Consider the following 21,519-nt stretch of genomic DNA (forward strand, 5'->3'; position numbering starts at 1 on the left):
AATCCTGCCGCTTTTTCTGCTTTAGTTTGTCAGCTTGACAAATAAAGGGTTAAGGAATATAATTAGATTCAGTATTATACAAGGAGTTAATAAATATGCGGCAAGGTATTCTTAAATAAACTGTCAATTTGATAGTGGGAACAAAAAGTAGCAGTCTCGTTTCACTTTTAATATGGGGCTTAGTTTTTTGTACCCAGTTTAAGAATACTTTTATCATGTAATTTTATATGCCCGAAAACATATAAGTGTTTTGGGGCTATTGGAGTTATTTACCCAGTGATAGGAGTATTTATCACTGGGTATTTTTATGCCCTTTTTTGGGTGTTGATAGGAGGAAAATCACATGAAAATAATTAACTTAGGCATTCTGGCTCACGTTGACGCAGGAAAGACAACATTAACGGAAAGTTTATTGTATACCAGTGGTGCAATTGCAGAACTAGGGAGCGTAGATGAAGGCACAACAAGGACAGATACAATGAATTTGGAGCGTCAAAGGGGAATCACTATCCAGACAGCAGTGACATCTTTTCAGTGGGAGGATGTAAAAGTCAACATTATAGATACGCCAGGCCATATGGATTTTTTGGCGGAAGTATACCGTTCTTTATCCGTATTAGACGGAGCAGTATTATTAGTTTCTGCAAAGGATGGCATACAGGCACAGACCCGTATACTGTTTCATGCACTACAGACAATGAAGATTCCGACAATTTTTTTCATCAATAAAATTGACCAAGAGGGGATTGATTTGCCAATGGTATATCGAGAAATGAAAGCAAAGCTTTCTTCGGAAATTATAGTGAAGCAAAAGGTTGGGCAGCATCCCCATATAAATGTAACGGACAATGACGATATGGAACAGTGGGATGCGGTAATTATGGGAAACGATGAACTATTAGAGAAATATATGTCAGGGAAACCGTTTAAAATGTCAGAACTGGAACAGGAAGAAAACAGGAGATTCCAAAACGGAACGTTATTTCCCGTTTATCACGGAAGCGCTAAAAACAATCTGGGGATTCGGCAGCTTATAGAAGTAATTGCCAGTAAATTTTATTCATCAACGCCTGAAGGTCAATCTGAACTATGCGGGCAGGTTTTTAAGATTGAATATTCAGAGAAAAGGCGGCGTTTTGTTTATGTGCGTATATATAGCGGAACATTGCATTTGAGGGATGTTATTAGAATATCTGAAAAAGAGAAAATAAAAATCACAGAGATGTGTGTTCCGACAAACGGTGAAATCGTCCCGGCTGACCATGCCTGTCCGGGAGAAATTATTATTTTAGCTGATGATACTTTGAAACTGAACGATATCCTGGGAAATGAAAAACTCCTGCCTCACAAAACACGGATTGATAATCCCATGCCATTACTTCGGACAACGGTAGAGCCGCAAAAGCCGGAGCAAAGGGAAGCCCTGTTAAATGCCCTCGCAGAGATTGCTGATACAGACCCTCTTTTGCATTTTGACATTGATACTGTTACCCATGAGATTATGTTATCTTTTTTGGGGAATGTGCAGATGGAAGTCATTTGTGCCATCCTTGAGGAAAAATATCATGTGGAGGCAGAAATAAAAGAGCCTACTGTTATATATATGGAAAGACCGCTTAGAAAAGCAGAATATACCATCCACATAGAAGTCCCGCCAAATCCTTTCTGGGCTTCTGTCGGGTTGTCCATAGAGCCGCTCCCTATTGGAAGCGGAGTGCAGTATGAAAGCAGAGTTTCACTTGGATATTTAAATCAATCGTTCCAAAATGCGGTTATGGAGGGGGTTCTTTATGGCTGCGAGCAGGGGCTGTATGGATGGAAAGTGACAGACTGTAAAATCTGTTTTGAATATGGATTGTATTATAGTCCTGTAAGTACCCCCGCAGACTTTCGGCTGCTTTCCCCTATCGTATTGGAGCAGGCTTTAAAAAAAGCAGGGACAGAACTATTAGAGCCATATCTCCACTTTGAAATTTATGCACCGCAGGAATATCTCTCACGGGCGTATCATGATGCTCCAAGGTATTGTGCAGATATTGTAAGTACTCAGATAAAGAATGACGAGGTCATTCTGAAAGGAGAAATCCCTGCTAGATGTATTCAAGAATACAGGAACGATTTAACTTATTTCACAAATGGGCAGGGAGTCTGCTTGACAGAGTTAAAAGGATACCAGCCAGCTATTGGTAAATTTATTTGCCAACCCCGCCGCCCGAATAGCCGTATAGATAAGGTTCGGCATATGTTCCACAAGTTAGCTTAACAGCTTGCAAAAGTCATATAAAATGAGATTTGAAAGGAGAATGTAACTTCATGTTTGCTAAAAATTCAAAGGCATATTCTGTCTACCTGCTGTTCCGATTTGTCTGTTCCCTGGCGGTTTCTATGTCCACAGTGCTTTCCATCGTGTACCACCTGGAGGTGGTGCAGCTGGATGCTTTCCAGCTTGTCCTGGTAGGGACGGTTCAGGAGACCTCCTGCTTTCTGTTCGAGATGCCCACCGGTGTGGTGGCGGATTTGTATAGCCGTCGGCGCTCGGTGCTGATTGGAATGTTCCTCTACGGCCTGGGCTTTCTGATGGAGGGTGCGCTACCGTGGTTCGCGCCGGTTCTGCTGGCCCAGGTTGTCTGGGGTTGCGGTGATACCTTCATCACCGGCGCTCTGGAGGCGTGGATTGCCTCGGAGGAAGAGGACAAACCCATAGACAAGGTGTTCCTGCGGGGCAGTCAAATGGGGCAAATCGGCGGCGTTCTGGGCGTGGTGCTGGGCACACTGCTGGGAAACATAAACCTGCAAATGCCTCTCATCTTGGGGGGCAGTTTGTGCTTGTTGTTGGGGCTGGTGATGGTTCGCATCATGCCAGAAACCAACTTCTCCCCTGCTATTGAGGAACGGCAGGGCTTGCTTAAAGACTTTGTCTGCCTGTTCAAGCTCAACCTGGGCTTTGTGAAAGGCGCACCTGTGTTGCTGGCGCTCTTAGCAATCACACTATGCGGGGGACTTGCCAGTGAAGGCTTTGACCGGCTCTCCACCGCTCATTTTCTGGATGACACGGTAATACCCGTTATCGGGCCGCTGAACAGCGTCACTTGGTTCGGTGTTATCAGTCTTATCGGCAACGGCTTAGGTATTCTGGCTTCTCAGTTGCTCATCGCCCGCATGGAGAAAAAAGGGACTGTCAGCCGAACCAGTGTGGTCATGTCCACCAGCGCCGGGTATATCCTGTTCCTGGTTCTCTTCGCGGTGGGGCGGAGCTTTTGGTTCATGTTGTTGGTGTTCCTGCTGGCGGGGCTTATGCGCACCATCAAGGAGCCTGTGCTGGCCGCCTGGATGAACGACCAAGTGGATGAGAAAATGCGCGCCACAGTCTTTTCCACCAGCGGACAGCTGGACTCTTTCGGGCAGATCATCGGCGGGCCTATTGTGGGGCTGGTAGCCCAGCAGGTGTCCATACCCTGGGGGCTGGTCTGTACCGCTTTCCTGCTGTTGCCCGCGCTGTTCTTAGTGCCGGTGGCGGGAAAGAAGCGGGATTGATATGGCATAGTTAAGTTTACTGACGAGCGGGAGATTACTTCCGCTCGTCTTCATTTAGTAGCGCAAAATTTGAGGACTCTTTATTTCCTTATTCGGTATAGCGGAGGCGGCTGTCAATTCGACATAATTTTCTTGTGATACTTTACCGTACATGAGCATTTGTTTCGTATTTGAAAGAACAAACTCACCAAATAAAAAAAACGATATTCGGGTGGGTTATTTTGTTATACCCTAAATTACCCTCTGAATTTGTTTTTAAATTTGGAGGGATTTTTTTATGTCCTTTTTTCGGGCAGTTATCTATCTGCTCATACGAAGCAAAATTTATCAATACATAGCATATCAGAGAACGGCAGGAAACCAGTTAAAAAAATTTCTGCCTATGCAACGGCACTTCCTGCCTTGAATGTAGAAGTACAATCTCCATACAACAGAATTAATATTTCCCATAACCGTAAAGGTCATAGAGCCTTTGCGGTTTTTCTTTTGTCGATTTTTGTTGGAAAGTGCCATAGGGCTATTAGTGGTGTTAGGTGTCGTTCGCCACCTCTCCATCTGGATTTTGAACATTTCAAAAATTCAGATGGGAGGTACTTACAGTGAAATACGCACCGAGAAAGGTATATATCAAGGAAAGCGGCAGATATGTGGAACTGTCCTATACGGATTTCTGCCGCCGCAGGGAATCCGACCAGACCTATATGGACAAGCTGTTTATCCCCATTCAAGGCTGTCTGCTTGAAGTCGTGAGGGAGCAATACACGGACTTCTACCGAGATAAGGAACGGTGGCGTTATCTGAAAAAATTAGATACGAAGAACAGCCTGCTTTCTCTGGATGGATTTACGGACAGCGAGGGGAAGCCTTTAGACTTTATCGCTGATGAAGCGGCAGACATTGCGGAAACCGTTGTCAATGCGGTTATGGTGGACAGGCTGAAAGCCGCCCTGCCTTTGCTGTCGGATAGTGAACAGGAATTGATACAGGCAATCTTTTTTGACGGACTTTCTGAGCGTGAAGTCGGGGCGAGGTTCGGCATAACCCAGAGCGTTGTGAACAAACGCAAAGCCAGAATCCTAAGAAAACTAAGAAAGATAATAGAAAATTAAAATTTAAGGCGTTCAGCCCCCTTGTTTTTTCCTTTGGGAAAATGAGGGGGTTTTTCTCTGCCCTCTCAATCAATTCTGATTGGAGGAAAAGAAGCATGGCATATAACCACGGACGGGAGGACAGGAAATGGCGTATCTGGAAAGAAGCGGAGGAAAAGCTGCTGCGTGAGTGCGGCGTTGATGAAGCGACCATTGAGCAGATACGCATTGCGGACAGGGCAGACTTCAATTCCAACAGGCGGTTTTACCGATGGACGAATGACATTGCGGAATACCTTGAGGACATGGCAGACAGGGAGCGGCAGACGGAAGTGGGTACGGTTGCGGAGTTACTGGACGAGATTGAGAGCGAAAATCTCTATCAAGTATTAGTCGCGGTGGACGGGCGTACCTTGAAAATCGTCCTGCTGAAAATGCAGGGGTATTCCACAAAGGAGATTGCCCCGCTCGTGCATTTGACGACTGGTGCCATCTATGCGAGGTTAGACCATCTGCGGAAGAAGCTACGAAAATTTTATAGCGTCTAAAACAGCCTGCCGTCCTGCGGGCTACTGGGTGAGGGATGGAAATCCCCTCACTTATTTTTTGCAGGAGGCAAGCGGGATGGCATACAGAGTTAAGGCGTACACGCTTCGGGAGGAATCCACGGAAAGCGGCACAAGGTATTTTATCAGCTTTAAGGACGGGCAGGGCAAATCCCACGAGTTGGAAGTGTCGGAACAGTTCTTTATGGAGTTTCGGCAGATGGAACGCAGGAACAGGAATCTCCTCCAATGGGACGAGCGGCACAGGGAGTTTTCGGAAGTATGGGACGAAACGCTGAACAGGCGGGCGTTGAAGCTGCCTAAGAGCATAGAGGAACAAATGATTGAGGCAGAACGGGCAGAACTGCTCTGTAAGGCGGTTGACGGACTGCCAGAGATACAAAGGCGGCGTTTCCTGCTCTACTACGAGTATGAGTTCAATTTTTACCAAATCGCCGCTATGGAGCATTGCAACGCTTCGGCAATACAGAAATCTGTTGCGATTGCAAAGGAGAAAGTAAAGGCGGAAATGAGGAAGTATCTCCAACCGTGACCGACACCGCCCGAAAAAGAAATCTGTTTTTTATTTGTGTGGGATTGGCGGCATTACATACTCTCACTTTTTCTTCGTGGGAGTAAATCTATTTTTAAGGAGGTCAACGCCTATGTGCAACGAAAACAAAAACACCGCCCGAAAGGAGGAAAGCCATGCAGAAGTTACAGACAGTCAACGCCGAAACGCTCCTTTATGAACCGCTTGAGAAGCCGTCCTTTGTGGTGGACAGCCTTATCCCCACAGGCTTGTCGCTGTTCTGCGGCTCACAGAAGATAGGAAAGAGCTGGCTCATGCTGAAGCTATGTTTATGCGTGTCGCAGGGACTTCCCTTGTGGGATATGCCGACAATGGAGGGCGACGTGCTTTACCTCTGCCTTGAGGACACGTTCTGCCGTATACAGGACAGGCTGTTCCGATTGACGAACGAAGCGAGCAGGCGGCTTCACTTTGCCGTGGCAAGCTGCAAGCTGTCAGACGGTCTTATCGTGCAGCTTGAAGATTATCTGAAAGATTACCCAAACAGCAGGCTTATTGTCATTGACACTTTGCAGAAAGTCCGTACAGCTTCAAAAGACAATGCCTACGCAAGCGACTATGGGGACATCTCACTAATCAAAGACTTTGCCGACAGGCATTCATTGGCGGTCATTGTCGTACACCACATCCGAAAGCAGAATGACAGCGATGTGTTCAACAAGGTGTCTGGGACGACAGGCTTAACGGGGAGTGCGGACGCTACCTTTGTTCTGGAAAAGGAGAAACGGGCATCCGACACCGCCAAGCTGTATGTGACGGGCAGGGACACGCCCTATCAGGAATACACGCTGCGTTTCCGTGATTGCAGTTGGGAACTTGTGGAGAGAAAAACGCAGGAGCAGCTTGCGAAAGAAACGATACCAGACGTCCTTTTTCGGTTGGTGGATTTTATGAGGGATAAGGAAGAATGGGCAGGCACGGCAACGGAGCTGTTAGCCGCTATGAGGGAAACGGAAACCATACCCACGGTGATTACGAAATGGCTCAATGAATACCGCACCACATTTTTAAATGAGAACCATATCGTTTATCAGTACAGCCGCAAAAAACACGGCAGGCAGATTTCGCTTGCAAAGCGGGCGGGTGACAGCGGTGACGGTGGTGACAGCGATATTGGGATACCCCCTGTTACTGTCATTGACGCTTAAAGCCGTGTAAAGCTGGCGACTCTGCCCTGCGGGTGACAGCGGTGACGGCGGTGACAGTGATTTTAGGATACCCTGCCGCTGTCATCCCTGCGGGAGAACACCCCGTAAACGCAAAGTGCAGGCGTAGGATTTACCCGCCCTTTTCGGCGTGTAAAACCACCCCTGCGGTCAGAAAAATCCTTCCGATTTTTCCGACTGCGTTTACAGGGTGTAACACACTACACTTTGCCCTGCAAAGTCGTGTGCCAGACGTTCCCTCTGGACTCCCTTATGGCAGGTCTTACGCCCTGCTTATCCTACGCTCCACGCTTCGGATAAAAGAATGGCAGCATGACGGTGACGGCTCTTGCGAGGGGGTATTCCAAAAACACCGTCATCATCGACATGACCGTCATGCAGGGAATAAGGGTGACAGTTGAGGCAGTCGGTAGGGGGTATCCCAAAACTGCTGTCACCGCCGTCACCGCTGTCACCCAAAGGGCAGTTTACCCGCCGAAGAAAGGAAGATGATGAATTATGCCCTATGCAATCCTGCGTTTCCAGAAACGCAAAGCGGGCGGCGTTGCGGCTTGCGAACGCCACAACGAGCGTAAAAAAGAAGCCTATAAAAGCAATCCAGATATAGATATGGAACGCTCGAAAGATAACTACCATCTTGTGAATCCGCCGAGGTACACCTACAAGAAAGAGATTAACCGCATGGTAGCCGAAGCAGGGTGCAGGACGAGGAAAGATAGCGTGATGATGGTGGAAACGCTTATCACGGCTTCGCCAGAATTTATGAACAGCCTGCCGCCCAAAGAACAGAAAGCGTATTTTACGATGGCTCTGGATTTCATTTCAGAGCGTGTCGGGGAGAAAAATATCCTCTCCGCAGTCGTCCACATGGACGAGAGAACGCCGCATATGCACCTCTGTTTTGTGCCGATTACACCAGACAATAAGCTGTCTGCCAAAACAATTTTAGGCAATCAAAAGAGCCTGTCCGAATGGCAGACCGCCTACCATGAGCGGATGTCCTCACGGTGGAATCAGCTTGAAAGAGGTCAGTCCTCAATGGAAACGAAGCGGAAACATGTCCCCACATGGCTCTATAAGTTGGGCGGCAGGCTTGATAAACAGTATGAGGAAATTGTGTCTGCACTGTCCGACATCAACGCCTTTAATGCAGGGAAGAAGCGTGACAAGGCTCTGGAACTGATTGCGGCATGGCTCCCAGACGTGGAGAAATTCTCAAAGGAAATCAGTAAGCAGAGTGCCTATATCAATAGCCTAAAGGAGCAAATCGGGCAGGAATCAGACTATGCGGGGCGTATGCGTGATGAAAAGTATGAGCAGGAACTAAAGGTGCAGAAAGCGAACCAGAAGATATTTGAGTTGCAGAGAACCAACGAGCAGATGGGGCGGCTGCTCTCAAAGATACCGCCCGAAGTGTTGGAAGAATTGCAGAAAAACCATAAAAGCAGAGCGAAAGAAAGGTAGATATGTGAATGAAGAAACAGGATTTTAAGGTGTTAAAGACCAAAGACTTGTACCCGTTTCCCGACAATCCGTTTCATGTGGCAGAGGATGAAACGCTGTCAGAATTAGCGGAAAGCATCAAGGAATTTGGCATTGTCACGCCGATAATCACACGCCCGAAAGAGGACGGGAACGGCTATGAAGTGATTGCAGGGCAGCGGCGTGTCCGTGCGTCTGAACTTGCAGGGATAAATACCGTGCCTGCGTTTGTCCTGCCCTTAGACCGTGACCGAGCCATCATCACCCTTGTAGACAGTAATTTACAGCGTGAGAATATCCTGCCATCAGAGCGGGCGTTTGCCTACAAGATGAAATCCGAAGCCATGAAGCGGCAGGGTTTCCGCACAGACTTAACCTCGTCACAAGTTGTGACGAAGTTGCGGACGGACGACAAGGTGGCACAGGGCTTCGGCGTAGGCAGGATGACCGTACAAAGATTTATCCGTTTGACGGAACTGATACCGCCGATTTTGCGGATGGTGGACGAGGGGAAAATCGCCCTCACGCCTGCGGTGGAACTGTCCTTTTTGAAGAAAGACGAGCAGGAAAACCTCTTTGCCACGATGGAGAGCGAAGAAGCAACGCCCTCACTCTCACAGGCACAGCGGATGAAAAGCCTAAGCCAGAGCGGGCGGCTTGACATGGATACGATATTTGCAATTATGACGGAGGAAAAGGGAAACCAGAAAGAAACCTTGAAAATCAACACAAGCAAGCTGAAAAAGTATTTTCCGAAGAACACAACGCCGAAGCAGATGGAGGAAACCATCATTAAACTTTTGGAGCGTGAATTGCAGAGGAAACGGGGCAGGGACAGCCGCTAATCTTCTCTTTTCGGGAGGTAAATGCAGAAAATTGAGGTATGAAGAATGAAAGAAATCCAGTATGAGATTGTAAAGGAAATCGCCGTATTGTCTAAGGGCGACAGCGGCTACACAAAAGAAATCAATCTTATCTCATGGAACGGAAGAGAGCCGAAATATGACATCCGCAGCTTTTCCCCGAACCGTGAGAAGTGCGGAAAGGGTATCACGTTGAACGCTGATGAAGCAGCAGCACTCCTTGAAGCATTACAGAAAGAAGTAAACAGCGGGGATTGATGGTATCTGATTGACAGGGCGGGGCGTTTCCAGACGTTCTCCTGCCCTGTCTGGAAAGGAAGATTTAAGTATGGGCGAGGATAAGAAAGCAGATAAAAAGAGAAAGCGTATCGTGCCGAAAGCACCAGTTCAGATGATAATCAGCCGTGAATATGTCGGCACGCAGACAGTCACAGAAGCGTTTATCCCGATTATTTCCGAGGATATTCGGAAGAAGATTGCCGAGGGCGACACCTTCGACAATGAGGGGCTGTCCGCTTAGAATGTACGCAATGGAACATGAAAACAGATAGGACAGATATGGAGGTTTTACAGTATGGCAGGAATAAGAATGGAGAACAAGATTTATGAAGTCGGCATGTACTGCCGCTTGTCAAAAGACGATGGCACGGATAACGAGAGTGCGAGCATTGCGACACAGAAATCCATCCTCACGGATTATGTGAAAAAGCAGGGATGGCACTTAGCAAAAACGTATGTGGACGACGGTTACTCTGGTACAAATTTCCAAAGACCAAGTTTCCAGAACATGATTAAGGACATTGAAAGCGGTCTGATAAACTGCGTTATCACGAAAGATTTATCTCGTCTGGGGAGGAACTATCTTGATTGCGGACTGTATCTGGAAGTGTTTTTCCCAGAGCATAATGTGAGGTATATAGCGGTCAATGACGGCGTGGACACGCTCAATAAATCCGCTATGGACATCACGCCTTTCCGCAACATCCTAAACGAAATGTATTCCGCCGATGTGTCGGTCAAGATAAAATCGGCGTACCGAGCGAGGTTTCAGCAGGGGAAATTCATGGGGACGACAGCACCATACGGTTACGTCAAAGACCCCGCCGACCACAACCATCTGCTGATAGATGACAAAGTTGCCCATGTGGTAAGGGAAATATTTGACCTTGCGTTAGCGGGCAACGGAATCGCCAAAATCCGCAAGCACATCAACAAACAGCATATCTTACGCCCCGCCGCTTATGCGGCGGAGCAGGGGGCAACAGGCTATGAGAGGTATTTTGAGGAGAATGAGGAGAACCGTTATATTTGGAGCGAGAACAGCGTAAGGGGCATTTTAAGAAGCCCGATATATGCGGGAAACCTTGCAGGCTACAAGCGGATTGCCGCCAACATGAAAAGCAAGAAACGCCCCTCTAAGCTGCCCGAAGAATGGGAAGTGATACCAGACACCCATGAGGGGATAGTCACGCAGGAGGAATTTGATACCGTACAGCAGCTTATTACAAGCCGCAGATTACCAGAAAACAAGGGCGGCTTTGAGAACATCTTTGCAGGCGTTATTAAGTGTGCGGACTGCGGCTATGCGATGCGGGCTATGAGTGCCAACAGGAGGAAACGCCCCGACATCATCGACTGCGTACAATATTCCTGCAATAATTATGGCAGATACGGTAATATCATGTGTACCGCACACAGCATTGAAGCGAGGGACTTGTTCAACGCTGTCCTCACCGACATCAACCGATTTGCGGATATGGCAGTCAATGATGAAAAGGCAGTGAGGGCGATTGAAAAGCGGCTCACGGAAACAGACCAGAGCAAGGCAAAGGCACTGGAAAAGGAGCAAAGAAAACTGAACAAACGCCTTGCAGAACTGGACAGGCTGTTTTCCTCACTCTATGAAGATAAGGTGATGGAGCGTATTACCGAGCGGAATTTTGAGATGATGTCGGGAAAATACCAGAAAGAACAGCTTGAAATTGAAGCAAGGCTGAAAGAGGTAACGGAAACGCTCAGCGACAGCTATGAGAAGACGCAGGGTGTCCGTGATTTCCTCTCCCTAATCCGCAACTATCAAGGCATTAAGGAACTGGACGCAACCATCATAAACGCACTTATAGACAAGATACTTGTTTCGGAACGTGAGAAACTTACAGACGGAATGGTGCGGCAGGAAATCAAGATTTATTATAAATTCATCGGCTTTGTCGGTGAATTACATATCACACCGACAAAGCGGTGGACTGCGTTAAAGCCTAAGAATTGTACGGTGTGCGGTGTTGAATATGTTCCCCGCTCTGGCATATCGAAGTATTGTCCTGCTTGTGCCAAGAAGATACAGAGGGAGAAATCAAACGAGAGCAAACGCAGGAGCAGGGAGCGAAACAGACAGGCATGTATTGAACTGTCCGCAAAAAATGACCGACTGAGGTGAAGCAGGGAGCGACAACAATTTGGGAAAACTACATTTCTTACAAGGAGGACGGGTCTCCGGTTATGACAAGCCTGAACCATTATGCCTTTGGATGCGTGGACGATTGGATGTTCCGGAAGATAAGCGGCATTGATATGGCTGCTCCCGGATTTAAGAAGATTGTGATTGCGCCGGAGACGGATGAGGCGTTTACCAGTGCAAAGCGTACCTATATGAGTGAGTACGGTAAAGTACGGACAGAGTGGAGCGTGGAAGAGGGAAAATTTGAGTTGAAGGTGGAGATCCCCTGCAACACGACTGCCACTGTAAAGATGCCGGATGGCAGATTGTATGAGGTAGGAAGTGGAACATATGAGTTTGAATGTAAGAAATTTATAGAATAGGAGAGATTATGAAAAAGAAAATATTGAAGATTATCTTAAGAATCGTTTTAATTGTGATTCTGGTCGCGGGAATCGGCCTGACATATTTAGTAGGAGCAGTAGGCGGTGGAGGACCGTTTGATTTTGTCTGGAAGAACAAACTGAAAAAAATGCCGGGAAACGCAGAAAAATACAGTCTGGAAAATATAGAACCGTTAGAAAACAGCCCTCTTAGAGGGAAGCGTATCTGCTACCTTGGATCATCTGTAACCTTAGGTCTGTACTCAATGGATGTTTCTTTCGCAGATTATATCTCTTACAGAAATGGCTGTGAGTATGTAAAAGAAGCCGTAAGCGGTACTACTTTAGTGGATAACGGAAAGACGTCTTATATCCAAAGGATGAAAAATAATATCGGTACAGATGAGAAATTCGATGCATTTGTCTGTCAGCTTTCCACGAATGACGCGTCGAAGGAAATGCCGATGGGAGAAATCAGCAGTTCAGAAAATCTGGAGGATTTTGATACACAGACGATAACAGGAGCAATGGAATATATCATTGTATATGCAAAGCAGACATGGAATTGTCCCGTGATCTTTTATACCGGAACAAAATATGACAGTAAACAGTATCAGCAGATGGTAGATGTATTGTTTGAGCTTCAGGATAAATATGGAATAGGCGTGATCGACCTTTGGAATGACGAGGAGATGAATGACGTTTCTGAAAAAGAATATGAAGTTTATATGGCAGATCCGGTTCATCCGACGCAGGCAGGATATCTGGAATGGTGGACGCCTAAGATGGAAGAATACTTATATCAGTTTTTAGAAAGATGATTATTATATTAAGTTTCGTCGGTAAACTGCTTATATATCGTTGGTGATTTGCCCTTTGGAATTATTTATAATTGAATCAAACAATGAAAGGACGGATAACGAAATGGAATATTCAGTTACAAAAAGAGAAAAAATCAGTTATGGTTTGTATTTTATGGGACAGAATGTATTCTACGGACTGGTAGGATATATGACTACATATTTTACAGATATCGGCATAACGGCAGCATTGGTTGCAATCGTGGCGCTTATCACGAAAGTGTGGGATGCCATCAACGATCCGATCTTCGGTATGATCATGGATAAGGTGAATTTTAAGAAAGGGAAATTCCTGCCGTGGCTTCGAATATCTGTCATAGCGATTCCGGTGGCAACTATTCTTCTTTTTATAATACCTACCGGGATTTCCATGACGGCTAAAATCATATGGGCAACACTCGCTTATATGTTATGGGATACAGCCTATACCCTTTGCGATGTACCGATTTTTGGTATTGTTACCACGATGACAATAGACCAGAAGGAACGTGTTTCACTAAACAGCATAGGAAGAATGTTTGCTATTTTTGCAGGTATTGTTACAGGAATTGTCCTGCCGTTGGTACGGCAGCGGTTAGGCGGCTGGTCAACAACAGTAATTGTGTTATCTCTTTTGTCATGTGTTATGATGATTCCGATTTGTCTGTTCGCAAGGGAGAGAGTAATTGAAAAAGAAAGAGTCCTGAATGACGGGGCAGAAGAAAGTTATACATTGCGAGATATGGTAGAATGTCTGCGGAAGAACAAATATTTATTGATTTTCTTTGCGGCTCCGCTCATCAGCAGCCTGCTTAATGTTGGTGCAAATTGGGGCTTATACGTTGCTCGGTACTGCCTTGGCGGTGAAGAAGCTGCCTCATATGTTTCGATGGCGGTAATTATTCCGACCTTAATCGGTGCGGTTATGGCAGTAGAATTATGCAAAAAATATGATAAATTTAAAGTCTTCTATATTTCATATGTTTTCGCTTTACTTCTGGGAATTGTAAGATTCATAGCCGGGTATGAGAATATGACGGTGTTTATGATTTTAAATGCTTTAGGAGGAATTCCGCTGGGAATAGCAGTTATACTGCAGTATCAGTTTACGCCGGACTGCTACGAGTATGGACAGTACAAGACAGGATTAAAAATGCGTGGTGTAACGTTTGCAGCGCAGACATTTTTTACAAAATTAAATGGAGCGATCGCAACAGCAGTCAGTGTGTTTGCGTTAACTTTAATCGGCTTCCGAGAGGGAGAAGGCGTTGTTCAGGCGGCAGGATTTGCCGATAAATTATGGACATTCAGCTGTCTTGGCGGCATTATCGGGGGTATTTGCACTCTGCTTATACTTCGTCTTTACAAGCTTAATGACCATGATGTCCAGCTGATGGCAAAATGCAACAATGGTGAGATCAGCCGTGAAGAGGCAGAGGCACAGATGATCAATCAGTATTAAGAAAAGTATGGAGGACTTTTGCGATGGACAGAATAAAGGAACTGATTTCTGAAATGACGCTGGAAGAGAAGGCAAGTCTCTGTTCGGGCGCTGATAACTGGCATACGAAAGAAATCAAACGATTGAACATTCCGTCAGTTATGATGGTGGACGGTCCTCACGGACTGAGAAAGCAGGAAGGGGAAACGGATCATCTGGGATTGAATGAAAGTGTGAAGGCCGTTTGTTTCCCGGCAGCCTGTGCAACAGCCTCCAGCTTTGATGTTGACCTGATGGAACGGATGGGAGAGACGCTGGGAGCGGAGTGTCAGGCCGAGAATGTAAGCATACTGCTTGGCCCGGCGGTGAATATTAAAAGGAGCCCGTTATGCGGGCGGAACTTTGAGTATCTGTCGGAGGATCCATATCTGGCAGGTAGGATGGCATCGGCATATATCCGCGGAGTACAGAGTCAGGGTGTGGGGACAAGCATTAAGCACTTCGCACTGAATAACCAGGAAACACTCCGTATGACGATATCTTCCGAGGTGTCAGAACGTGCGCTCAGGGAAATCTACCTGCCTGCGTTTGAGGAAGCGGTGAAAGAATCAGCTCCAAGAACCGTCATGTGTAGCTACAACAAAATAAATGGAGAATATGCTTCAGAAAACAGATATCTTCTGACAGATATCCTGAGAAAAGAATGGGGATACAAAGGCTGCGTCGTTAGTGACTGGGGCGCTGTAAATAACCGTGTGAAAGGACTGCAGGCCGGACTGGATCTGGAGATGCCTTATTCCGGAGGATACAATGACAGACAGATTGTGCAAGCAGTACAGGAGGGAAGACTGGACGAAGCTGTGCTGGATGAAGCGGTGGAGCGGGTATTGAATGTTGTATTTGCCGGTGAAGAGCAGCATCGTCCGGAAGTTATATCTGATAAGGAAACAGATCATAAAAAAGCAGCTGATATTGAGACGGAATGTGCGGTCCTGCTGGAAAATAACGGTATACTTCCGCTGAATACAGACAGAAAGGTTGCCTATATAGGGGAATTTGCCGAAAAGCCGCGGTATCAGGGCGGCGGCTCCAGCCATATCAATCCGTTCAGGGTTGTTTCGGCATTGGATGCTGCCGGAGAAAAAGGGCGTAGCGTGACTTATGCAAAAGGATTTTCTATGGAAAATGACGCGATGACGGAACAAGAGCTGGAAAAAGCGCTTCGGACTGCTGCAGAAGCAGACGTCGCGGTAATCTTTGCCGGGCTGCCTGAGATATTTGAGTCGGAAGGGTATGACAGAACATCCATGAAGCTGCCCAAATGCCAGGACCGGCTGATCGAAGAAGTGTTGAAAGTACAGCCTAATGTTGTAGTAGTACTCCACAATGGAAGTCCGGTAGAACTGCCATGGGCAGACCGGGTAAGCGCGATCCTTGAAATGTATCTGGGCGGTCAGGGCGTTGGCGAAGCCTGCGACCAGCTGTTATTCGGGGAAGCGAATCCGTCCGGCAGGCTGGCGGAGACATTCCCGTACCGGCTGGAAGATAATCCGAGCTACCTTCATTTTCCGGGAAATGGAAAGCGGGTGTTATATGGTGAGGATATCTTTATCGGATACCGCTATTATGATACAAAGAAGGTTCCGGTACGGTATGCATTCGGCCATGGGCTGTCTTACACGGAATTTGCTTATGGGGATCTGACTTTGTTATCGGCTCAAATGACGGACGAGGATATCCTGACAGTCTCTCTCAAGGTGAAAAATACAGGACAGACAGAAGGAAAAGAAGTCGTACAGCTGTACGTAGCTGACCTGTGCGGCACACCGGAAAGACCGGTCAAGGAATTGAAAGGATTTGCCAAAGTTCATCTCCTGCCGGGAGAGGAGAAAACGGTATCGATGGAAATTTCGGCGAGGGATCTTTCCTATTATGAAGAACGTCTCGGGGACTGGTATGCGCCATCCGGAACATATCGGATCCTAATTGGCCATGCTTCTGATGACATCCGATTACATGCGGATATTGTGTTTGAAACAAAGAAAAAACTGCCTCTTCGCGTAGATTTCACAACAACGTTCGGAGAATTATTGGATCATACGAAAACCGCTCCCGTTATTACGGAACTGCTGGCGCCATTGGCAGCAGCGGCCGCATCAGCAGAAGGGATGAGTGACGAATACAAGAAGCTGGGAGAGCAAGTTATCCGGGAAATGCCGCTGAAATCTCTGCTGGGGCAGATGCCGGGAGAGCAGGTGGAACAGCTGATCGGGCAGCTGAATTGTTTACTTGCACAATAGGATAATTCACGAGATAATTGAGATGAAAAGGTGTTGTGCCAGAGAGCAGTGCCTTATGAGCTTTATAAGGGTTTGACATTTACCACAATCTGGCTAGAGGTTAATCCTCGAAAGAAAATGTTAGAAGGGCTCTGCTTATGCAGAGCCTTTCTTAATCTAAGGAGCAAGTGGTCGATATCTGTAGATGGTTACGAGAATAGTATCAAACAAAGGGCGTTCCTTTTTGTAAGGGAGCGTCTTATTTACGTTCTGTATTAAGCGCTTGCCTTTACCTCAGTAGTGATACCAAAAAATGAATGATTTTCAAAAAGTGGGAATAGAATAATGACAGAAGGAACAGAGTATGGTAATATCAGCCTATAAAATATATTACCGAAAAATGAAAATAATTCAAAAAGTGGGAATAGGAGATTTTGCCATGCAGATTATCGTAAGAAAAAAGTATTTAGATGAACTGATTGAATTGTATGGAACACCGGATATAAAAGTAATTACGGGCATTAGACGAAGTGGTAAATCGGTATTGCTGCAAGAGTTTGTCTCTTACCTACAGTCATTAGAGGAACCGATAAATATTGTTATGATAAACCTTCAGGAGTTAGAGTTTGATCATTTGTTGGAATATCATGCGTTGCATCAGTATATTCTGGATCAGTACAAAGAGGGAATGGCGAATGTTTTACTAATTGATGAGGTTCAGTTGTGTCCACAGTTTGAACTTGCAATTAATAGTATTTATACAAAAGAAATTTATGATATTTATATTACTGGTTCAAACGCATTTTTATTAAGTTCAGATTTAGCAACGCTTTTTACTGGAAGAACGATGGAAATAAAAGTATATCCATTTTCTTTTGTGGAATATCTAACTTATTATGGAATTACAGATAGATATGATGAAGCTTTTGATCGTTATGTCCGAACTGGTGGTATGCCTGGATCTTATGTATATAGGATTGAGGACAGACAATATCATTACGTTAAGGATGTGTATGCAACCATTCTTATCAGAGATTTGGTTGAAAAGTATAAGATAAGAAATAAATCAGAGTTCACCAACATATCTGAATTCATGATGGATAACATCGGTAATTTACTTTCGCCTAATAATATCAGCAAAACTTTAAAAAACGACCAGAGCGAGATAACCAGAAAGACGGTATCAAAATACATTGGTTATTTGGAAAATGCATTTCTGTTCTATGAGGCAAAACGATACGATTTAAAAGGGAAAAAATATCTGGCAAATAATAGTAAATATTATCTTTGCGATACATCATTTCGTTATGCAGTCAATGGTACGCGAAACATGGACTTTGGAAGAACTTATGAAAATATTGTTTATCTGGAGCTGCGTAGGAGAGGATACGAGGTATATGTGGGAAAACTTTATAAAAAGGAAGTGGATTTTGTAGCGAAGAAACGTGAGACTCAAATATATATTCAGGTAAGCGATAATATTTCAGATGAAAAAACATTTGAAAGAGAATATTCGCCTTTGCTTGCAATAAGAGATGCATATCCTAAAATGATACTTGCAAGAACACATCATGAAACATATGATTACAAAGGAGTGCAAGTGGTTGATATCTGTAGATGGTTACGAGAATAGTATTTTTTACGTTTTGTATTAAGCGCTTGCGCGACGGCAGACTGTGTTATGAAAAAACGTCATAAGATTCTGTGTCTCTTTCGAGAGACACGACGAATCTGATTCCAATCTTTTTTCATAACACAGTCTGCCGTCACGCAAGCGTTAAACATAAATGCAAATAAAAAGACGCCCCTACAAAAGGAGCGCCCCTGTGATGATTATTTTCCGTTGTATTTCTCTTCACAGTACTTGCAGCGATACACTTCATTTTCTTCATCCGTCAGAATAAAGATCTGATCTAATTCCTGTTCGATCGAAGTAATGCATCTTGGGTTCTTGCAGGAGATCACATTCTTGATCTGACGAGGAAGGGTCAGAACCTTTTTATCTACGATCTTATCGCCTTGAATGACATTGACCGTGATATTGTGATCGATATAACCAAGGATATCAAGATCTAAGGCATCGATCGGACATTCTACTTTGATGATGTCCTTTTTTCCCATTTTGTTGCTTTTGGCATTCATGATGATGGCAACGGTGCAATCAAACTGATCTAAGTGCAGATCATGATAGATCTTCATGCTCATGCCTGCCTGAATGTGATCGAGAACAAATCCCTCGTGAATTCCACTGATATTTAACATGATCCCACCTCCAATAATGTATAGATAAGTGCCATTCGGATATAGACGGCGAATTGTGCCTGCTTAAAGTAGGCTGCCCTTGGATCATCATCGACTTCCACAGAAATCTCATTGACTCGTGGCAGTGGATGCAGGACGATCATATCCTCTTTGGCAAGAGCCATCTTATCGGCATTTAAGATATAGAAATCTTTCATGCGCAGATAGTCTTCCTCGTTGAAGAAACGTTCCCTCTGCACGCGGGTCATATAGAGAATGTCGAGTTCCGGCATGGCATCTTCCAGTTTTTCAACCTCTACATATGGAATGTGTTTTTTGTCTAAGACATCTTCACGGATATAACTTGGAACACGCAGTTCCTCCGGTGAGATCAATACAAATTTAATATTGGGATAGCGTACCAGTGCATTGATCAGAGAGTGCACGGTTCGTCCAAATTTTAAGTCGCCACATAAGCCAATGGTCAGATTATCCAGTCTTCCATGTAAAGAACGAATGGTATATAAATCTGCTAATGTCTGTGTGGGATGTTGGTGACCACCATCACCGGCGTTGATAACGGGAATACTGGAATGAGAGGAAGCTACTAAAGGAGCACCTTCCTTGGGATGACGCATTGCACAAATATCTGCGTAACTAGAAATAACACGAATGGTATCGGAAACACTTTCGCCTTTGGAAGCGGAAGAAGAATCAGCACTGGCAAAACCAAGAGTGGAACCACCAAGGTTGAGCATGGCTGCTTCAAAACTTAAACGAGTACGAGTGCTTGGCTCGTAGAAACAAGTGGCCAGTTTTTTGCCATGACAGGAATCCGCATATTTGTCGGGATGCTGTCTCATGTCATCGGCCAGATCCATTAGTTGCTCGATTTCCTCTGTTGAAAAATCCAGAGGGTTCATAAGATGACGCATAACAAACCTCCGTTTTTGGTATTTTTTCTATCATATAATAGCGGACTGCAAAATTCAACTCATAAGTGATTTTCAGACTATTCAGACGATAGTGCCGCAGGGACACTCCCTGTGGCAAAAGGAACGTCCCTCTAGCACATTTGGTCTGAATTTGCTATACTAAAGGTTATGAAAAAATCAGTGGAAAGCGGAAAGGAAATAGATATGAAGTGTGTTAGAAATTTACTGGAAAAACTGGATTATGAACTGCTACAGGGAAATCTGGATCAGGAGATTTCAAGCCTTGTTTATGATTCCAGAAAAGTAGAAAAGGATGCCATGTTTGTCTGCGTAAAAGGAGCCGCAGTGGATGGGCATGCGTTTGCGAAAGAAGTGGTGGAAAAAGGAGCCAGTGTTCTTGTGGTCTCAGAAGATGTAGAGGTCGGAGCGGACGTGACGGTCATCAAAGTGGCAGATACCAGAGAGGCACTTGCTTATCTGGCAGCAGCATATTTTGACCACCCGGCAGACACCTTAAAGGTCATCGGTATCACAGGAACCAAGGGAAAGACGACGACCACCTACATGGTCAAGTCCATCATGGAAAATGCAGGTTTTAAAGTTGGCCTGATCGGTACCATCGAAGCCATCATCGGGGATGAAAAGATCCCTGCCAATAATACGACACCGGAATCCTATGTGGTGCAGGAGTATTTCCGCAAGATGCTGGATGCCGGCTGTGATTATGCGGTCATGGAAGTATCTTCCCAGGGACTTATGATGCATCGCGTGGATGGCTTTACCTTTGATGTCGGCATCTTTACCAATATCGAACCGGATCATATCGGACCAAATGAGCATGCATCTTTTGAGGAATATCTGCAGTGCAAGTCCCTGCTTTTCCAGAAGTGCCGTTTGGGTATTGTCAATGCGGATGATGCCCATGTGGAGGCTATTTTAAAGAACCACACCTGTCAGGTGCAGACCTACGGATTTTCAGAAAATGCAGACATTCGTGCAACCGATATGAAATTGGTGCGAAAGGGCGGTCACCTAGGCGTTGCTTATCATGTGAGCGGTCTTTTGGAGGGGGATATCGAGACCAGTGTACCGGGACGCTTTAGTGTTTATAACTCGCTGACGGCAGTGGCTATCTGCAATCATTACGGGGTGGATATGGAAGTCATGAAAAAGGCACTTTTGAATGCTTCTGTCAAAGGACGTATCGAACTGGTGCATGTATCTGATGACTTTACGCTGATGATCGACTACGCCCACAATGCCATGAGTCTGGAAAGCCTGCTTACGACCTTAAAAGAATACGAACCGGGCAGACTGGTATGTCTCTTTGGCTGCGGCGGCAACCGTTCCAAATTGCGTCGGTACGAGATGGGCGAGGTGTCCGGCAAGTTGGCAGATCTTACGATCATCACATCCGATAATCCGCGTTTTGAAGAACCGCAGGCGATCATTGATGACATTAAGACCGGTATCGGCAAAACCGATGGCAAGTATATCGAGATCATTGACCGGAAAGAAGCCATCCGCTATGCGATCTCACACGGACAGCCGGGGGATATCATTGTCTTAGCTGGCAAGGGACACGAAGATTATCAGGAGATCAAGGGCAAAAAGTACCCGATGGATGAACGTGTTCTGATCGCGGAAGTATTGGAAGAATTAGGCTGGACAAAATAATTTTTACAGAAGGAAAG

General features: G+C 45.6%; 20 protein-coding genes. 18 read left to right on the forward strand and 2 right to left on the reverse strand.

Features of this window, described 5'->3' with window-relative positions:
* Positions 1–343 precede the first annotated feature (343 nt).
* From tet(O) to H8R94_RS11685, 17 genes are all read left to right on the forward strand, one after another.
* On the forward strand, positions 344–2,263 hold the full coding sequence (gene tet(O), locus H8R94_RS11605) for a tetracycline resistance ribosomal protection protein Tet(O) (protein WP_186854724.1): 1,920 nt from the start codon (positions 344–346) through the stop codon (positions 2,261–2,263).
* 50 nt (positions 2,264–2,313) lie between these two features.
* On the forward strand, positions 2,314–3,534 hold the full coding sequence (gene tet(40) / locus H8R94_RS11610; protein ID WP_109215034.1) for a tetracycline efflux MFS transporter Tet(40): 1,221 nt from the start codon (positions 2,314–2,316) through the stop codon (positions 3,532–3,534).
* Positions 3,535–4,133: 599 nt separating this feature from the next.
* Entirely contained in the window at positions 4,134–4,643 is a 510-nt protein-coding gene (locus H8R94_RS11615) for a sigma-70 family RNA polymerase sigma factor (RefSeq protein WP_002596252.1), read from the forward strand.
* Positions 4,644–4,738: 95 nt separating this feature from the next.
* Positions 4,739–5,170 carry an RNA polymerase sigma factor gene (locus tag H8R94_RS11620; RefSeq protein WP_002596253.1) on the forward strand — a complete coding sequence of 144 codons (432 nt, stop codon included), beginning with the start codon at positions 4,739–4,741 and terminating at the stop codon, positions 5,168–5,170.
* A gap of 76 nt (positions 5,171–5,246) precedes the next feature.
* A complete protein-coding gene (locus H8R94_RS11625; protein WP_186854725.1) occupies positions 5,247–5,720 on the forward strand; it encodes an RNA polymerase sigma factor in 474 nt (157 codons plus the stop codon).
* Between the two features lie 155 nt (positions 5,721–5,875).
* Positions 5,876–6,907, forward strand: coding sequence for an AAA family ATPase (locus H8R94_RS11630; RefSeq protein WP_002596255.1), 1,032 nt, complete (start codon positions 5,876–5,878; stop codon positions 6,905–6,907).
* A 330-nt stretch (positions 6,908–7,237) separates the two neighbouring features.
* Positions 7,238–7,417, forward strand: coding sequence for a hypothetical protein (locus H8R94_RS11635; RefSeq protein WP_004613323.1), 180 nt, complete (start codon positions 7,238–7,240; stop codon positions 7,415–7,417).
* A gap of 6 nt (positions 7,418–7,423) precedes the next feature.
* Positions 7,424–8,389 (forward strand): MobV family relaxase, encoded by a 966-nt coding sequence (mobV, locus tag H8R94_RS11640; RefSeq protein WP_002596256.1) that lies wholly within the window; start codon positions 7,424–7,426, stop codon positions 8,387–8,389.
* An 8-nt stretch (positions 8,390–8,397) separates the two neighbouring features.
* The gene (locus H8R94_RS11645) at positions 8,398–9,252 is read left to right on the forward strand and encodes a ParB/RepB/Spo0J family partition protein (protein WP_002596257.1); all 855 of its coding nucleotides are present in this window, start codon (positions 8,398–8,400) and stop codon (positions 9,250–9,252) included.
* 45 nt (positions 9,253–9,297) lie between these two features.
* Positions 9,298–9,528, forward strand: a complete 231-nt coding sequence (locus tag H8R94_RS11650) for a YdbC family protein (RefSeq protein WP_002596258.1) — start codon at positions 9,298–9,300, stop codon at positions 9,526–9,528.
* A 70-nt stretch (positions 9,529–9,598) separates the two neighbouring features.
* The gene (locus H8R94_RS11655) at positions 9,599–9,790 is read left to right on the forward strand and encodes a hypothetical protein (protein WP_002596259.1); all 192 of its coding nucleotides are present in this window, start codon (positions 9,599–9,601) and stop codon (positions 9,788–9,790) included.
* 54 nt (positions 9,791–9,844) lie between these two features.
* The gene (locus H8R94_RS11660; RefSeq protein WP_186854726.1) at positions 9,845–11,707 is read left to right on the forward strand and encodes a recombinase family protein; all 1,863 of its coding nucleotides are present in this window, start codon (positions 9,845–9,847) and stop codon (positions 11,705–11,707) included.
* Positions 11,704–12,090: an alpha-L-rhamnosidase C-terminal domain-containing protein gene (locus H8R94_RS11665; RefSeq protein WP_186854727.1), complete on the forward strand. Its 387-nt coding sequence runs from the start codon at positions 11,704–11,706 to the stop codon at positions 12,088–12,090. The genes H8R94_RS11660 and H8R94_RS11665 overlap by 4 nt, the downstream gene beginning before the upstream one ends.
* An 8-nt stretch (positions 12,091–12,098) precedes the next feature.
* Positions 12,099–12,911 (forward strand): SGNH/GDSL hydrolase family protein, encoded by an 813-nt coding sequence (locus H8R94_RS11670; protein ID WP_118281818.1) that lies wholly within the window; start codon positions 12,099–12,101, stop codon positions 12,909–12,911.
* A 103-nt stretch (positions 12,912–13,014) separates the two neighbouring features.
* Positions 13,015–14,391, forward strand: coding sequence for an MFS transporter (locus H8R94_RS11675; protein ID WP_186854728.1), 1,377 nt, complete (start codon positions 13,015–13,017; stop codon positions 14,389–14,391).
* Between the two features lie 23 nt (positions 14,392–14,414).
* The gene (locus H8R94_RS11680) at positions 14,415–16,670 is read left to right on the forward strand and encodes a beta-glucosidase (protein ID WP_186854729.1); all 2,256 of its coding nucleotides are present in this window, start codon (positions 14,415–14,417) and stop codon (positions 16,668–16,670) included.
* Between the two features lie 418 nt (positions 16,671–17,088).
* Positions 17,089–18,282, forward strand: coding sequence for an ATP-binding protein (locus H8R94_RS11685; RefSeq protein WP_186854758.1), 1,194 nt, complete (start codon positions 17,089–17,091; stop codon positions 18,280–18,282).
* 200 nt (positions 18,283–18,482) lie between these two features.
* Here the strand turns inward: H8R94_RS11685 and H8R94_RS11690 are convergent, their stop codons facing one another.
* Positions 18,483–18,911: an aspartate carbamoyltransferase regulatory subunit gene (locus tag H8R94_RS11690; protein WP_118281822.1), complete on the reverse strand. Its 429-nt coding sequence runs from the start codon at positions 18,909–18,911 to the stop codon at positions 18,483–18,485.
* The gene (gene pyrB / locus H8R94_RS11695) at positions 18,905–19,825 is read right to left on the reverse strand and encodes an aspartate carbamoyltransferase (RefSeq protein WP_118281823.1); all 921 of its coding nucleotides are present in this window, start codon (positions 19,823–19,825) and stop codon (positions 18,905–18,907) included. The genes H8R94_RS11690 and pyrB overlap by 7 nt, the downstream gene beginning before the upstream one ends.
* A 204-nt stretch (positions 19,826–20,029) precedes the next feature.
* On the opposite strand from pyrB, the gene H8R94_RS11700 reads away from it, so the two are divergent.
* A complete protein-coding gene (locus tag H8R94_RS11700; protein WP_186854730.1) occupies positions 20,030–21,502 on the forward strand; it encodes a UDP-N-acetylmuramoyl-L-alanyl-D-glutamate--2,6-diaminopimelate ligase in 1,473 nt (490 codons plus the stop codon).
* Positions 21,503–21,519 lie beyond the last annotated feature (17 nt).

The sequence above is a fragment of the Roseburia lenta genome (genome assembly GCF_014287435.1).
GTDB classification, from domain to species: Bacteria; Bacillota; Clostridia; order Lachnospirales; family Lachnospiraceae; genus Pararoseburia; species Pararoseburia lenta.

Coding starts and splice junctions, on each gene's coding strand:
- H8R94_RS11620 (WP_002596253.1), top strand. CDS start 4,739: ATGGCATATAACCACGGACGGGAGGACAGGAAATGGCGTATCTGGAAA.
- H8R94_RS11625 (WP_186854725.1), top strand. CDS start 5,247: ATGGCATACAGAGTTAAGGCGTACACGCTTCGGGAGGAATCCACGGAA.
- H8R94_RS11630 (WP_002596255.1), top strand. CDS start 5,876: ATGCAGAAGTTACAGACAGTCAACGCCGAAACGCTCCTTTATGAACCG.
- H8R94_RS11635 (WP_004613323.1), top strand. CDS start 7,238: ATGACGGTGACGGCTCTTGCGAGGGGGTATTCCAAAAACACCGTCATC.
- mobV (WP_002596256.1), top strand. CDS start 7,424: ATGCCCTATGCAATCCTGCGTTTCCAGAAACGCAAAGCGGGCGGCGTT.
- H8R94_RS11645 (WP_002596257.1), top strand. CDS start 8,398: ATGAAGAAACAGGATTTTAAGGTGTTAAAGACCAAAGACTTGTACCCG.
- H8R94_RS11650 (WP_002596258.1), top strand. CDS start 9,298: ATGAAAGAAATCCAGTATGAGATTGTAAAGGAAATCGCCGTATTGTCT.
- H8R94_RS11655 (WP_002596259.1), top strand. CDS start 9,599: ATGGGCGAGGATAAGAAAGCAGATAAAAAGAGAAAGCGTATCGTGCCG.
- H8R94_RS11660 (WP_186854726.1), top strand. CDS start 9,845: ATGGCAGGAATAAGAATGGAGAACAAGATTTATGAAGTCGGCATGTAC.
- H8R94_RS11670 (WP_118281818.1), top strand. CDS start 12,099: ATGAAAAAGAAAATATTGAAGATTATCTTAAGAATCGTTTTAATTGTG.
- H8R94_RS11675 (WP_186854728.1), top strand. CDS start 13,015: ATGGAATATTCAGTTACAAAAAGAGAAAAAATCAGTTATGGTTTGTAT.
- H8R94_RS11680 (WP_186854729.1), top strand. CDS start 14,415: ATGGACAGAATAAAGGAACTGATTTCTGAAATGACGCTGGAAGAGAAG.
- H8R94_RS11685 (WP_186854758.1), top strand. CDS start 17,089: ATGCAGATTATCGTAAGAAAAAAGTATTTAGATGAACTGATTGAATTG.
- H8R94_RS11690 (WP_118281822.1), bottom strand. CDS start 18,911: ATGTTAAATATCAGTGGAATTCACGAGGGATTTGTTCTCGATCACATT.
- pyrB (WP_118281823.1), bottom strand. CDS start 19,825: ATGCGTCATCTTATGAACCCTCTGGATTTTTCAACAGAGGAAATCGAG.
- H8R94_RS11700 (WP_186854730.1), top strand. CDS start 20,030: ATGAAGTGTGTTAGAAATTTACTGGAAAAACTGGATTATGAACTGCTA.